The following is a 14,073-nucleotide window of genomic DNA, read 5'->3' on the forward strand; positions in this document are numbered from 1 at the left end:
AACCAGTGCATATAAAATTTTCAAGGAGATAATGTGTATGAAAAAGAAAATTATTGCAATCTTGGCAATGGCACTTCTAACGGTGAGCTTTGCCGCATGTAACGGTAATGACAATGGAAATTCCGCACAGAATATGGGTAACGGCTCAAGTGGCGGAAATGCTGAATCCTCAACGGTAACAAACAACAATAATTCATCAGGAACAATAAACTCTGCACCTAATCCAAACCCTAATGCAAATGGAGATAACAACAATGGAAACAATACTGCTAATGGCAATGACGCTAATAATAACGGAACTGTCACAGACGGAAACGGAATTATCGGAGACGGCGAAAATGTGGTCAGCAATGTTGCAAGTGGAGCCGGAGATGTAATCAGCGGCGTTGGCAGAGGTGTAGAAGATGTTGTCAGCGGAGTAGTTGGCGGAGCGGAAGATATTCTTGGCGATAACAGAAATAATAACAATAATAATTCAAATGTACAATAAGTTATAATTATTTTATAGAATAGCCTTCGGAAAAACCGAAGGCTATTTATTCGTTTTTAGAAGTATTTAAACATAAAAATATTGCTTTATGTGTTTGGGAATTGTTTTATTTCTCTATTGTACAATTCGGGTAAAAAAAGTACACCTTACGAAAAATAGATTGAATTTTTTTATTTGATAAAATAGAATAAAATTACAAAATCAATGGAGAAATTTGTATATTAAGGGGTGAAAAAGATGAATAATGCAATGTTTGCAAGATAGCCATTGATTAGTTATATTTAAAAAAGTGATAAGGAGAATTTTTTATGAAAGTAATTAACGGTGTAATAGGAGTATTATCTATACTTGGTGCGATTTATTGTTTATTTTTCCCGGGAATGTCATTTATTAATGCGGGTTGGGTTATAACAGCTATTCTTGGAATATTCGGAATATGCTCGATTATTTTTTACTTTACCAAGAAAAAAATATATAAGAACCTTATGATAGAAGGCATACACGGAGTATTCGGACTTGTTGTAGGTATTGCAGCAGCCGTTGTTTCAATACTTGCAATATTTGTTCCAAGTATTCAAGCTGTACTTGATTTAATAATACTTATTATCTTTGCAATTTGGATGATATTAGATGGCGTTTCATCAATAGCAGAATCGTTCGCTATGAAAAAGGCCTCAACATCAAAATCTTGGATACTTGCACTTGTACTTGGTATAATAATGCTAATATTTGGAATATATGGAATTTGCCATCTTATTTTTGTAGCAAGATTTATTGGAATTATGATAGGCGTAATGCTTATGAGCTACGGTATTAAGTTGATAGCTTCATTGTTTGAAAAAGATGATTACTGCAAGAAATGATATAGATAAAGAAAATAAATTTTAAGTATTTAAAAATATATTTAAAAGTTCAAAGCGCCTTTATATAAAACTTTCTAATTTTACATATATCGTTTATTATGCTATAATTAAAATGACATTAGAGCTTATTTTTAGTACAGATGGTATGATTTATATAATTAGGGGTTGATTTTAATGGAGGTAGCTTTGGTTGATGATGTGAACTATGATAGAGAAAAGCTTTACCAAATACTTTCATATTATCTGAATATAAAAAACATAAATTGCAGTATGTATACATATAGTTCAGCTGAAGAATTTCTCAGAGATTTTCAAAATCATGAATTCGCAATTATCTTTTTAGATATATCTATGTCAGGAATGACAGGTATGCAGGCTGCACATGAGATAAGGAAAATAGATAAAAAAGTTAATATTATATTTGCAACAGTAGAAAGAAGTTTTGCATTGGAGGGCTATGAGGTTCATGCGGTAGGATATATACTCAAGCCCTTCAATCCCGATAAAATATATTCAGTTCTCGACCATATATTAGGTGATATGGAAACGCCGCAATATATCAGTATAAAAGAAAGTCGTGTGACGGTTAAGATTATGCTTGATAATTTGTATTTTGTAGAAATGCGTAATCACTATGCGGAATTTCATACATCAACAGGAGTTCATCGTGCATATATGACCTTTGATGGCTTGAGAAATCTTATTCCCGACCAACTTCGTTTTCAATGTTGCTGCAGAGGAATTATAGTGAATTTTGATAACGTTAAAAAACTTGAAGAACAAACAATAATTTTAAAAAATGATGAAAGAGTACCAATAAGTCGTTCAAAAAAAATAGAAATAAGAAATGCCTATGCAACATATGCTTTTGATAAAACGAGGAAGGGAGCCTTTTATGAGCATTGAACTTCAGCTTATAATAAATGTAATAGTTTCGACCATGCCTTATTGTATATTAGCTTATTGCCCTATGTGGAAATATCTTAGATGCAAAAAGTGGCTGGTTATTGTATTGATTATAATAAGCGAATTTGTGTTTGTAAATAGCTCGCTTTTATGTCTGAAAAATGGAATTAATCCAAGATATTCAGATGTTATTACCTCAGCTATATGTCTTGTAGTATATAGTTTATGTGTAAAAGTAAATTTCTTTAAATTAGTTTTCTTCTATTTTTTTACAGCGGCATATACAATGATTATACGAGGTTTATCAGTATTTATTACAGGGCTTATCTTTCCGGATTCAACTTTATATTACTCAATCGAAAACAGTATTATACAGATTGTATTCTTTATGCTTGCACTTCCTCTTATACTTATTTTGTATAATAAAACGGCAGAAAGAATATTAGATTCCCCCGAATCAGATATATGGAAGACAATATGGCTCGTACCTGCTTTTACGATTTTTTTAATTATGATGTTTACGGGTTCGTTTGATAATGATATTACAAAGAGCTGGAAGTTCTTTATCACAAGAATATGTTTGCTTATTTGTACATTTGTTATCTATTATGTTTTACTGCGTTCATTCGATATACTGCGTAAGAGCGCTATGCTTGAGGAACGAGCGAAACAAGCAGAGGCAATCAACGACTTACAAAAAGCACAATATAATCTTATATTAAAGCATATAGAAGAAACGAGAATTGCTAGACACGACTTGCGTCAACATCTGAACCTTATACAAGCCTATATTGATAGTGGCGACCAAGAGGCTCTCAAAAATTATCTGGAGGTGTATAAGAAAACACTTCCGATAGATACATCGCAAATCTATTGCAAAAATTATGCAATAGATGTTTTGGTAAGGTATTATGCGGAGCAAGCAAGGCAGAGTAATATAGAATTTTATACCAATATTGAATTGCCTAAGGAGCTTTCGATATCAGAGCCGGATTTATGCGTTATGTTAGGTAATCTTATAGAAAATGCACTTGAAGCTTGTCAAAGAAAAAAAAGCGGCGAAAAATTTATAAGAATTTGTGGCAAGCTTATTGGTGAAAATTCAATTTCAATTACTATTGATAATAGTTGTGAGGAAAAACCTATAAAAGAGGGCAAGGAATATCGTTCATCAAAACGCAATGATGTAGGAATAGGTTTAATTTCAGTAAAGAATATTGTAGAAAAATATGATGGAATTACTGATTTTAAGTATGAAAACGGAGTGTTTTTTGCATCAATTTTGCTTAATACAGCATAAAGGTAATGGAGATGAAAAATATGTTAAAGGAATTTTCTGTTAAAGCATTGTCAATTTTGCTTACAATGTGTATTTCTTCGTCTATGTTTGCAGTTTCTGCAAATGCTCTGAATAATGAAAAAAAAGGTACGGAAAGTATTCCTGTTCAAAAAATTAGCCAGAAATCGGTTTCATCAGAAAGTCAGGCAGAAGATGATGGCAGAGCTGATTATATGAGTAAGGAACAGTATTCTCAGCTTGGATTTAATTCATTTCAAGACCCAGAGCTTTTTGACGAAAATGATACGACTAACCCTCTTGAGGGCTATAAACCATCTATTCTGAGCGAGCTTTATATGGGACAAGGAAACCATAGTAAAGGTGATGTCTGCGAAGCATATATATTGGAAAATGCCAAGGATTATAACAGCTTGGATATAGAAACATTCAAGAAGAACAAGCTTTCTTATAGTAACCAATATAAATATGATAAGGCTAATGCTCGTGGAAAACGGCAGTATCAGACATCTACTACAAGGAGTATAAAGCTTGGTGATTTGAGTAGAGAAGATTATATAAAAGATTCAATTATTCAATGCAGTTTATTTCTTGATGGAAATGATGATAAGAAGAGCAAGCTCGGATTTTTAGTTTACGATTATAGTAAAGAAAAATCTGGCGAAAATAAGCTCGAAGAAAAGTTTGAGCGTATTGAAATACTTGATGATAAGAGTAAGTTTGTTCAGGATATAGAAGTTCAGGAATCCAGTGGATATATGGGTATAACCGTAGGTGACTTTGACGGTGATAATTATGAAGATATTGCGGTTTATTTCTCATATAGGAATAATCCTAAGATAGGCATATTCACGCAAAGCAAAAATGAAAATAAGCCACTATTTGAATGGAAATATAGTGTAGATTTAAAGTCTATTTCTTCTGATTTTAATTGCTGTAAAGATACAAATCGTCCGCTTGTATCCCTCAGCACAACAGATATTTCAGGCAGTGATGACCTCGTTATAAGCGTTACTATGCCATACAGCAATGACCACGATTTCTGCAAAGATGGTTACACAGCTATTTATAAATGGGAAAATAATCAGCCTGTCCAGAAATATTGTGATAAGGGTGAAGGTTCAGGCGGAAGAATGAAATTTACATCATCTGCAACAATGGATTTAGATGGTGACGGCAACAAGGAATTAGTAATTGCGGCTAATAAAAACTATAATTATAGTAATAAAAAAAGCCGTGGAGATATGAGCAAAAGTGAAAATCTTGTTAATATAGTTCTTTGGGAAAACGGTAGCTACTGCAATGCTTGGAGCGAACCAAAAATTATTGAGGCTATTGACTGGATTAAAAAGGATAAAGACAGAAAAGAGCCTGTTGCAATAACTGGAACAAGGTTTAATCAAAATAGCGAAAAAGCTACACTATTTGTAGAAGGTGTATTTTACGATTTTATTCCTTCAACAGATGGCGAAACGGCAAATGAGCGTATAAAGAATGGTAAATTTAATACGAATTCAAAGTTTGATGGAAGTACGGGAGATAATAATGCCTTTGTTCATCTTGCAGTAAGTGCTTCTTTCGTAGAAAGTGACCGTCTTGTTGAGCAAACTCTCGTTGTAATAGGTGATGAATATAGTGGAGATAAAGATAAAATTTATCTTGATATATATTGGTGTCATTTTAATGGTGGTTCAATAAAAATAGAATGCAAAAATAATGATTATTTCAGTAAAGCTGATGAAGATGATTATGCTACTTTCTTTACTTTATGGCCAATAGATATTGATAATGATACTACATATATGAAATATACAGGAAAAACAGTCGGTTGGTCTAACCCTGCGGTACATAGCGTAATGTTAAGTGCTCCATATTGGAGTGAGCTTGACTATGGTTCAGCTATGACGGCAAGAGGCTCGACTTCATATAGCATATCAACAGGTACTACTAATACAACAACGGGAAATTGGAATCTTGGTCTTGGAATTTCGTTTGCAGCTTCGTTTAATGTAGGTGTATTGGGGCAACACTGTTCTTTTGGATTTAACATTGATGGAGCAGGCCAGTATGTAGGAAGTTATCAGACATCACATACAAAAACCGAAACGCTTACTTTTACTTCAGGCGGAGGTGAAGATTATGTTGCACTTATTACAGTGCCAATAGTATCATATCACTATGACCAATGGATACCAGAGCATGAAGTAACTGAAGAAGAGGTTGAATATTATAATGGAGATGGAAAGTGCCCAAGCGTAGGGGAGGTCGTTCCGGGAGAATTTAAAAAAATGAGTGTCAATGTGCAATTAAACCCTGCTAACTCATGTATACCTGTTTCGGATTATAATAAGGTTGTTGAAGAATTTAATCGTACTGCAGAAGATAATTATAAGTTACAGACAGTTGATGTTGATAGCTTATATGCTGGCAGAAATCCGGGTGATCCATCTACTTATGCTACTGATGAATTTGGAATAAGCTCATTAAATAAAGATGATAAAGAAAGCTATAGCGTTTCAAATAATGCAGCGGCTGTTAATGTAAATGGAAGTTCAACAACTTCAATAGCTATGGGAGAGGGAAGCTCAAGTTCAACAAGTAATGGTTTTTCTTTTTCTTTGAAATTAGGTGCCACTTCATCTATATCATTTGGTGTAGATGTAACTTCAATTTTTGTAGCAAAACAGACTTTTAAAATATCGGGTTCTGTAAGCTTAGGTGGTGGCTGTACATGGGCAACTGCAAATTCAGAAAATATAACTTATACAACTACATTTGCTTCACTTCCTGAATCCGCAAAAACTGAAACTACTTCTGCTGGAACAGCATCATCAGCTTATGCGTTTACCGCAAAAGAAGTAAAATGGAATCCGAAGGAGTTGGGCAGTTCAAATATTCAGACAGTTGATGGCATAGAACTTACAAATGCTACAAGTGTTATAGGCTGTCTTGTTGAGGGTGCAGACGCAGCACCGCCAAAGCTTCCGGTAGACCTCCATGTTTCATCAACAACAAATAATAGTGCAACATTAAAATGGACTAATACTGTAAACTATCTAAGAAAACCACAATCATATAAAATGTACTATTCTAAGTCGCAGACAGGCAACTATTCACCTGTAAGAGAAAACGGAAAAGATGTTGTTATTTCTGGTGAGGCTGATAGCTATACTGTAAACGGACTTAACGAAAATACTACATATTACTTTAAATTGCAGGCTTATTCTACTAAAGATGCCAGCGGAATTTCAAGTGTGTTTGGCCCATATGCTTATGGAAAAACTAAGGGTGGTTCTACCGAGGCAATTATAGTAGAACAACCATTGGATTTATATAAAAATATTGGCGAAGCACCGATATTCAATATAAATGCTGCTTCGAGTAATCCTGAAAATACTCTCAGCTACAAGTGGCAAAAACTTGTTGTAGGCACTTATCTTGCAGAATGGAAAGATATAGAGCAGGAATTTGGAGAATCAAGTTCATTTAATGCAGCATATTTTGCAGAAAATGGCGTTATCAATGAGGCTAATGCAAAAAATCTTGATAAAACCGTTTATCGTTGCATAGTTACCGAACATTCTAAAAATGGTAATGATTATAGTGAAGTTATAAGCCGAGCAGCAGTTCTTAACATAGGTGGAGAGCAATCTTATGCCTTTGATAAAGACGAAAATGGAAAATTTATCATAAAAACATATAATGACTTAGTAACACTTTCTCAGCTTGTTGATTATGAATATTCTTTATATGGTTCTGCTGATTATATTCTCGAAAATAATATAGTTGCACCAAATGATTCTGAGTGGACAAAGGGAATAGGTTCAGCAATTTATGATAAGCCTTTCAACGGAAGCTTTGACGGAAACGGCTATATAATCTTCGGTTTGAATGTAAATAATTCCGGGTATGGCGGTCTTTTTGAAAGAATAGGAACAAAAGGAATAGTCAAAGATTTATTCGTTATAGACTGCGATTATAATACTACTTCGGAATATGCTGGCGGTATTGCTGCAATAAATGACGGCTTGATAGACCACTGCATAAGCGGTATTGCTTTAACCACAGGTCGTACATTTGATAAAAATGGACAATCTATAAAGCTTTCAGATTATAACTCCAATATAAAAGGCGTTACAAGTGGTGGTGTAGCTGCTGTAAATAACGGAAATATAAAAGGGTGCAGAAATGCTTCTGTGGTAGCCGGAACAGAGGTTTGTGGAGGAATTACAGGCATAAACAACGAAAAAGGAAATATATATGGTTGTGCAAGCAATATCACAATAGGTAATTCATCTTCAAAATTAAAAGGCGGCTTAGCAGGAAAGAACTTCGGTTCAATAGCTTCTTCATATACTTCTGCTAAGATTTCAAATGCAACTGACGAAAATGCAGGCTCTATTGCAGGTCTTAATGCTTCTGAAAATGTAAAGAATGTATTTTATCATACTACAAATGGTATTAAAGCTGTCGGAAGCAATTCAACAGTTATTCCTGATGATACAAATAAGAATAAGCTGAAATCAGAAATGCTGACCAAAGAATTTGTAGATGAGCTTAATTCTGTTACAGATGATTCAGTTGAGTGGATTTATAATGCAAATACTAAACTCAATAATAATTACCCAACAATAAAGTGTGATTTTTATAAGCAGTTGTCTAAAAACCTTGAAAATGGAATTGAAATAAAAGGTCTAATGCATAGTTCGCTTCAAATTAACAGCAAGGATTTTAATGCTAATGATGAAAACTATAAAAAGCTTCTAAGCTATGCAGGCAATAAAAATATAGTTTCTTCTTATAATTTGACTCTTACTGACTCAGACGGAAATTATATTCCATCTAATCTTTGGTATTTGCCTGGAGTAGAAATTTCAGTTCCTGTAAGTTCTTCAAACGAGCTTTCTGTTGTCGGAATTACAGACGATGGAGAAATAAAAGAATGTGAAGTGCTTTCTATTAATGACGGCAAGCTCACATTCAAATCAGACAATATTGCTTCATTTGCATTACTTTCAAGTAATACTTCGAGCCAACCGAATGATAGTTCAAAAGATAATTCAATAAATAATTCTGTTGTAAACACAGGAGATTATAATTATTCTTTTGTATATATTTTAATTATATCATCAATAGCAGTAATTGTGCTTACATCATGGCTAAGGAGGAGAAAAGTTGAAAAAGACTAAGAAAAAGACATTAATAATAGTGATAATTTCAGTTGTTATTGTACTTGCTTTAGCCATATCAGCATTCTTTATTATTAAATCTATGAATAATGAAGAAACGCAAGCAGATTCAAATGGAGTAGTCGGCAAAGTATCAGCTGGCTGGAATACAGGGCTTCCCGAAGAATCAAAAAAATCTACAGAAAGTTCTTCAAGTGGTACACAGATTCCGGGATACGGTACAGCAAAAATGAAAGCAGGGGATACTCAACTGCATTTAAGCATAGGAAATCCTAAAGAAAATAACTGCGGATTTTATGCAACACTCCAGCTTGAAGACGGCACGGTATTGTATAAATCAGAGCTTTTAAAACCGGGATATGGCTTAACAGAAGTTCCGCTTCAACAAACTCTTAAAAAAGGCACATATGATGCAGAAGTTTTTTATGAATGCGTAACGCTTGACGAAGAGCAATCTCCACTTAATTCTGCAAAGTCTAAATTTAAACTGGTTGTTAATTGATATTAACATATATTTTATTTTGGAAAGGATGTTTTATTATGAAAACAAGAAAAATTTTAGCATTATCTATGGCGGTCGCAACAGTGGCTACTGTATCAACAGCAGCTTTTGCAGCAGAATTGACTCCAAGTTCTCAAACCGGAAATACAGAAGTAACAGCAAATATTCAAGACCCTGGAGCAGTAAACTATACTATAACTATTCCTGATAAGGTCGATTTCGGAACTTTAACACAGCCTGAAACTGATACTGATAGTTTTAAAGATGTGAACTTTACTGTTACTGCAACAAAAATAGAAAATCTTTCTGATAACAATCGTGTAGCAGTTGCTGTTAAGGATAAAGATGCAACTGTAGATGATGACCAATTTTACATAACTCAAAAGACTTCACCTAACACAAAACTTATGTACTTAGTATATGATACAGATACAATAGGAGAAAGTGATAATCATTTGGCTGAGGGTGAAATGGGTAATGACGGATATAACTTTGCATACTTTAAAAATCAAGGACAAAGTGCAACAGGAACAATCAGACTTAATCAAAAGCAACTTTATGGCAAGGATATAGCTGAAATTGCAGGCGATTATAGTGGAACTATGGTATTCACTTCTTCAATACTTACATTTTAAATAGATAAAATTATACTTTTATATCAAAAGGGTGAGTCATTATGAAAACAAGAAAAATTTTAGCATTATCTATGGCAGTAGCAACAATGGTTACCGCGTCAACAGCAGCTTTTGCAGCAGAATTGACTCCAAATTCTCCAGTCGGAGAAACTGAAATAGCAGCAAATATTCAAGCTTCTGGAGAAATAAGTTATGTTATAACCATTCCTGATAAGGTTGACTTCGGAACTTTAACACCGCCTGAAACTGATACTGATAGCTTTAAAGATGTACCTTATGAAGTTACAGCAGTGAATATAGAGGGTCTTTCTGAAGATCAATATGTATTGGTTCGTATTAAGGACAAGGATGCAACTGAAGAGGATGGCAAATTCTATTTAACTCAAAAAACATCACCTAATACAAAATTCATATATGATGTATACAATGTTTCTCCTATAGAGGATTATTATCTTCCTTTTGCTGTTGTTCCGATGACAGAACCTAACGGATATTTTTTTGTAGCTTTTGATAAGGTAGGTGCAAAAACCACAGGAACACTCAGATTTAACCAAAAGCAACTTTATGGCAAGGATATATCCGAAATTGCAGGCGATTATAGCGGAACTATGGTATTTACTTCTTCAATACTTACAGTTTAAATATAAGAAACAAAATTATACTTTTATATTGAAAGGGTGAGTCATTATGAAAGCAAGAAGAATTTTAGCACTTTCTATGGCTGTCACGACATTCAAACAAACAGAAGAAGTGATAACAGGAACATTTAGACTAAATCAGAAACAGCTTTATGACAAAGATATATATGAAATAGCAGGTGAATACACTGAAAATATGGTATTTACCTCTTCAATAGTCTAAAACAATAGAGATAGTATAATATGAATACAGATATTTTCAAAAAAGCTTTTTGTTTAGTTTTATATTTGTTTCTGATTATGGCATTTTCAATACCTGCATTTGCAAGATTTGAAGGCGATATAGAGGTTGTGGCTCGTATAGAAGCTGAATCCTCTGAAATATGTAGTTCAGATATCCCAGAAAGTTCAGATACTTCGGAAAGCATAATTTCATCTGATAAGACAGATAGCGAGGCTGTAAAAACAGGTGATTCATCAACAATTTGGATAATTGTTTTAACAATATCTATATCAATGGTTGTAGTTATAATTTCTTTTCGTAAAAGAAATAAAAAATTAAATTAAGTTTCAGAAAATCGGCATTGTTTTTAACAATGTCGATGTTTTTATAAAATTAAGCATAAGAAAATCACCCCATATTCAATTTATCTGAATATAGGGTGATTTTTTTAGATTATAAAGCTTTTAAGCAACCGTATAGATTTTAACCTCAGGGTCAGCGTCCCATAATGGCTGAAGCCCTACAAATACATCATTCTTGAAAAGTTCGCTTGAAAGATAAGCCTGTGCATTTTCAACAGAGTCAAAACCATGAAGAACCTGAACATCTTCATCACGAATAAGCAAATTCTTGGTCAAAGCACCCTTGATAGTATCAAGAAATGGCTGACGATAGTCATTATATACCTTAGCGGCAGCAGGACGATTATTGTTGCTGATTTTCATTGTGATTTCCAAATAAGCTTTTACATTCATAGTTGATAACCTCCGAAAGTTTTTATTTGCTCATTGAGCTTGTGCTTATTATATGAGATTTACTTCCGAAGTAAAAGATATAAGTTAATTTATGAGTTACTAATAAATTTCATAGTGACTTGTTTTTGTGTAGTGATTTTTTTATAATTATGTTGTTATATAAATGAATGGAGAATTTTAGATGCTGTTTAATATGCTTGGCTATATGCTGATAAGTTCATTTACACCAGGACCTGGAAATATACTTGCCTTAAACACAATGGTAAATTACGGCTGGAAAAAAGGAAGACGCTTAGTTTTAGGAATAGGTATAGGCTATCTTGTGGTTCAGTATATGTGTACGCTTGCATTATATTTTCTGAATGCTTATTTAAATAATGCAATGGTATATATAAAATATTTAGGTGCAGTATATCTTATATGGTTTGCATTACATATAGCATTAAGCAAAAAATACGAACAGAACAATAAAAAAGAAGCAAGCTTTACGGTTGGATTCTTTATGCAGCTTGTTAATGTAAAGATATATTTTTATTGTATGACCTTGCTTTCAGCATATATTATTCCAATGATGTCGGATATGACAGCAGTTTTATTGATGGGAATTTTTGTTGTATTTATAGGTTGCACTGCAACACTGACTTGGGCTTTTCTCGGAATAAAGCTGGAAAAATTTTATAAAGCACATTTCAAAGTATGCAATGTCATTCTTGCTTTATTCTTAGTGTATTGTGCAGTAAATATTATATGGAGTTGATTAAAATGTATCAGCATAAAATGGAAAAAGATATTCGTTGTCCGCTCGAATACGGACTTCAAATTTTCGGTGGTAAATGGAAATCAAGAATTATTTGTGTCCTTGCTGAAAAAGGAACTTTGCGATATAGTATGCTCCGCAAGGAGATGAGTAATATCACTGACGCTGTATTGGCAACTACTTTAAAAGAGCTTATCTCCGATGGGATTGTTGCAAGGCAGTCTTATGACGAAATTCCTCCGAGAGTGGAATATTGCCTTACAGAAAAAGGCAAATCAGTAATACCGATTTTGCAAAGTATTTGTAAATGGTCAGGTGCGTATCATAAGGAAGACAATGAAAATACTTTGCTGCAATGTCAGAAATGCGATTATAATAACTAAGGGTGAGATATATGGAAATAAGATATACCGAAGAAAAAATATTCGCTAAAGAACAGATAGAAAAACTCTTTCTATCTGTTGGGTGGGTATCTGGAGAATATCCAAACAGATTATATAAAGCTTTGAAAAATTCCTCAACAGTTGTTACAGCGTGGAGTGGGGAAGAGCTTGTTGGCCTTGTAAGAGTTTTAGATGACAGCGAATTAGTTGCTTATATCCACTATCTTCTTGTAAATCCAAAATATCAAGGTAATGGAATTGCGGCTCATTTAGTTAAGTACATAAAAGAGAAATATAAAAATTATCTTTACATAGAGCTTATGCCAGAGGAAAAGAAGAATGTGCCATTTTATGAAAAATATGGCTTTAAAGTTATGGAAGGCGGTACGGCTATGTTCCTAAGCAATTATAGCGATAAGCGTTAAAGCTATTATAAATCGTTAAATTCATTTAAGAACCATATATTCTTGACCTCAAAGCTTTTGCCGTTGAGGTATTCAAGACAGCCTGCGTCAGTTGTAAATTTAAATACAAGCTTATATGAATAAAGTGCCTGATATTTATAACCACTTTTGCGGTTGTATTCGTTTTTGCCGTATTTTGAATCGCCGAGCAAAGGATGTCCTATATAAGCCATATGAGCACGAATCTGATGTGTACGCCCTGTCAGTAAATCAACTTCAACAAGACTCAAACCATTCTTTTCAGAAAGAACACTATATTTTGTCTTAATTGTCTTTGCACCTTCACGAGGCTTACTACTGATATACACACGATTTTGTTTTTCGTTCTTTTCGAGATAGGCGGTCATTGTGTCAGCTTTTTTCTCAAAATTTCCGACAGCAATGCAGAGATATAGTTTAATAAGCTCCCTGTCTTTCATCTTTTGGTTGAGTATTCGCAGAGCCTCGGCTGTTTTTGCGGCGATTACGATACCGCCTGTGTTGCGGTCAATTCTGTTGACAAGTGCAGGAGCAAAGGAATTTTCCTGCTCTGGATTGTATTCACCTTTTTCGTAAAGATAATGCTGTATTCTTGCAAGAGCTGAATCAAAGTGATAGTTTTCGTCAGGGTGGACAATAAGTCCGGGCTTTTTATCAATAAGCAGAATGTTCTCGTCCTCGTATACAACATCAAGCTTTAAAGGAGCTTTCATAAAGTCATATTCTGCCTTTTGCGGCTCGAAAAATTCGTCCTTAATATAAAGAGTAAGAATATCTCCCTCATTAAGCCTTGAAGAAATTTCACAGCGTTTGCCGTTGAGCTTGATATATTTAGTGCGGATATATTTATACATAAGAGCCTTTGGCATAGTCTTGAAGCGTTTTGTAAGGAACTTATCAAGACGCTGTCCGGCATCATTTTTACCAATTTCTATTGTTCTCATATTATACCTCTCAAAGTCTTTTGATACGATTATATCATTTAGGGCAGA

The 14,073-nt window shown here is 33.8% G+C and carries 15 protein-coding genes; 13 read left to right on the forward strand and 2 right to left on the reverse strand.

Annotated elements, in window-relative coordinates; translation table 11 throughout:
* Positions 1–37: 37 nt before the first annotated feature.
* The 10 genes from ACLU24_RS02030 to ACLU24_RS02075 all read left to right on the forward strand — a co-directional run bounded on the left by ACLU24_RS02030 (position 38) and on the right by ACLU24_RS02075 (position 11,087).
* Positions 38–490: a hypothetical protein gene (locus ACLU24_RS02030; RefSeq protein ID WP_412610015.1), complete on the forward strand. Its 453-nt coding sequence runs from the start codon at positions 38–40 to the stop codon at positions 488–490.
* Positions 491–798: 308 nt separating this feature from the next.
* Positions 799–1,353: an HdeD family acid-resistance protein gene (locus tag ACLU24_RS02035; RefSeq protein ID WP_412610016.1), complete on the forward strand. Its 555-nt coding sequence runs from the start codon at positions 799–801 to the stop codon at positions 1,351–1,353.
* 174 nt (positions 1,354–1,527) lie between these two features.
* The gene (locus tag ACLU24_RS02040) at positions 1,528–2,259 is read left to right on the forward strand and encodes a LytR/AlgR family response regulator transcription factor (protein ID WP_412610017.1); all 732 of its coding nucleotides are present in this window, start codon (positions 1,528–1,530) and stop codon (positions 2,257–2,259) included.
* Positions 2,249–3,559 (forward strand): GHKL domain-containing protein, encoded by a 1,311-nt coding sequence (locus ACLU24_RS02045; RefSeq protein WP_412610018.1) that lies wholly within the window; start codon positions 2,249–2,251, stop codon positions 3,557–3,559. Before ACLU24_RS02040 ends, ACLU24_RS02045 begins: the two co-directional genes overlap by 11 nt.
* A 20-nt stretch (positions 3,560–3,579) precedes the next feature.
* Positions 3,580–8,745 (forward strand): fibronectin type III domain-containing protein, encoded by a 5,166-nt coding sequence (locus ACLU24_RS02050; RefSeq protein ID WP_412610019.1) that lies wholly within the window; start codon positions 3,580–3,582, stop codon positions 8,743–8,745.
* Positions 8,732–9,247, forward strand: a complete 516-nt coding sequence (locus tag ACLU24_RS02055; protein ID WP_412610020.1) for a hypothetical protein — start codon at positions 8,732–8,734, stop codon at positions 9,245–9,247. Before ACLU24_RS02050 ends, ACLU24_RS02055 begins: the two co-directional genes overlap by 14 nt.
* Positions 9,248–9,285: 38 nt before the next feature.
* Positions 9,286–9,882 (forward strand): hypothetical protein, encoded by a 597-nt coding sequence (locus tag ACLU24_RS02060; RefSeq protein ID WP_412610021.1) that lies wholly within the window; start codon positions 9,286–9,288, stop codon positions 9,880–9,882.
* Positions 9,883–9,923: 41 nt separating this feature from the next.
* The gene (locus tag ACLU24_RS02065) at positions 9,924–10,523 is read left to right on the forward strand and encodes a hypothetical protein (RefSeq protein ID WP_412610022.1); all 600 of its coding nucleotides are present in this window, start codon (positions 9,924–9,926) and stop codon (positions 10,521–10,523) included.
* A 46-nt stretch (positions 10,524–10,569) separates the two neighbouring features.
* Positions 10,570–10,743, forward strand: a complete 174-nt coding sequence (locus ACLU24_RS02070; protein ID WP_412610023.1) for a hypothetical protein — start codon at positions 10,570–10,572, stop codon at positions 10,741–10,743.
* A 20-nt stretch (positions 10,744–10,763) separates the two neighbouring features.
* Complete coding sequence (locus ACLU24_RS02075) at positions 10,764–11,087, forward strand: LPXTG cell wall anchor domain-containing protein (protein ID WP_412610024.1); 324 nt, start codon at positions 10,764–10,766, stop codon at positions 11,085–11,087.
* A 120-nt stretch (positions 11,088–11,207) separates the two neighbouring features.
* On the opposite strand, the gene ACLU24_RS02080 is transcribed toward ACLU24_RS02075, so the two are convergent.
* Complete coding sequence (locus ACLU24_RS02080) at positions 11,208–11,498, reverse strand: hypothetical protein (protein ID WP_412610025.1); 291 nt, start codon at positions 11,496–11,498, stop codon at positions 11,208–11,210.
* 181 nt (positions 11,499–11,679) lie between these two features.
* Here ACLU24_RS02080 and ACLU24_RS02085 point away from each other — a divergent pair, with 181 nt between their 5' ends.
* From ACLU24_RS02085 to ACLU24_RS02095, 3 genes are read left to right on the forward strand one after another with little or no spacing between them, the layout of a single operon-like run.
* Positions 11,680–12,255: a LysE family transporter gene (locus ACLU24_RS02085; RefSeq protein WP_412610026.1), complete on the forward strand. Its 576-nt coding sequence runs from the start codon at positions 11,680–11,682 to the stop codon at positions 12,253–12,255.
* 5 nt (positions 12,256–12,260) lie between these two features.
* Entirely contained in the window at positions 12,261–12,638 is a 378-nt protein-coding gene (locus ACLU24_RS02090; RefSeq protein ID WP_412610027.1) for a winged helix-turn-helix transcriptional regulator, read from the forward strand.
* A gap of 11 nt (positions 12,639–12,649) precedes the next feature.
* Positions 12,650–13,063 carry a GNAT family N-acetyltransferase gene (locus tag ACLU24_RS02095; protein ID WP_412610028.1) on the forward strand — a complete coding sequence of 138 codons (414 nt, stop codon included), beginning with the start codon at positions 12,650–12,652 and terminating at the stop codon, positions 13,061–13,063.
* Between the two features lie 5 nt (positions 13,064–13,068).
* On the opposite strand, the gene ACLU24_RS02100 is transcribed toward ACLU24_RS02095, so the two are convergent.
* Positions 13,069–14,025 (reverse strand): RluA family pseudouridine synthase, encoded by a 957-nt coding sequence (locus ACLU24_RS02100; protein ID WP_412610029.1) that lies wholly within the window; start codon positions 14,023–14,025, stop codon positions 13,069–13,071.
* Positions 14,026–14,073: the final 48 nt, after the last annotated feature.

The sequence above is a fragment of the Pseudoruminococcus sp. genome (assembly GCF_047012705.1).
GTDB lineage: Bacteria > Bacillota > Clostridia > Oscillospirales > Acutalibacteraceae > Pseudoruminococcus.

Coding starts and splice junctions, on each gene's coding strand:
- ACLU24_RS02030 (WP_412610015.1), top strand. CDS start 38: ATGAAAAAGAAAATTATTGCAATCTTGGCAATGGCACTTCTAACGGTG.
- ACLU24_RS02035 (WP_412610016.1), top strand. CDS start 799: ATGAAAGTAATTAACGGTGTAATAGGAGTATTATCTATACTTGGTGCG.
- ACLU24_RS02040 (WP_412610017.1), top strand. CDS start 1,528: ATGGAGGTAGCTTTGGTTGATGATGTGAACTATGATAGAGAAAAGCTT.
- ACLU24_RS02045 (WP_412610018.1), top strand. CDS start 2,249: ATGAGCATTGAACTTCAGCTTATAATAAATGTAATAGTTTCGACCATG.
- ACLU24_RS02050 (WP_412610019.1), top strand. CDS start 3,580: ATGTTAAAGGAATTTTCTGTTAAAGCATTGTCAATTTTGCTTACAATG.
- ACLU24_RS02060 (WP_412610021.1), top strand. CDS start 9,286: ATGAAAACAAGAAAAATTTTAGCATTATCTATGGCGGTCGCAACAGTG.
- ACLU24_RS02065 (WP_412610022.1), top strand. CDS start 9,924: ATGAAAACAAGAAAAATTTTAGCATTATCTATGGCAGTAGCAACAATG.
- ACLU24_RS02070 (WP_412610023.1), top strand. CDS start 10,570: ATGAAAGCAAGAAGAATTTTAGCACTTTCTATGGCTGTCACGACATTC.
- ACLU24_RS02075 (WP_412610024.1), top strand. CDS start 10,764: ATGAATACAGATATTTTCAAAAAAGCTTTTTGTTTAGTTTTATATTTG.
- ACLU24_RS02080 (WP_412610025.1), bottom strand. CDS start 11,498: ATGAATGTAAAAGCTTATTTGGAAATCACAATGAAAATCAGCAACAAT.
- ACLU24_RS02085 (WP_412610026.1), top strand. CDS start 11,680: ATGCTGTTTAATATGCTTGGCTATATGCTGATAAGTTCATTTACACCA.
- ACLU24_RS02090 (WP_412610027.1), top strand. CDS start 12,261: ATGTATCAGCATAAAATGGAAAAAGATATTCGTTGTCCGCTCGAATAC.
- ACLU24_RS02095 (WP_412610028.1), top strand. CDS start 12,650: ATGGAAATAAGATATACCGAAGAAAAAATATTCGCTAAAGAACAGATA.
- ACLU24_RS02100 (WP_412610029.1), bottom strand. CDS start 14,025: ATGAGAACAATAGAAATTGGTAAAAATGATGCCGGACAGCGTCTTGAT.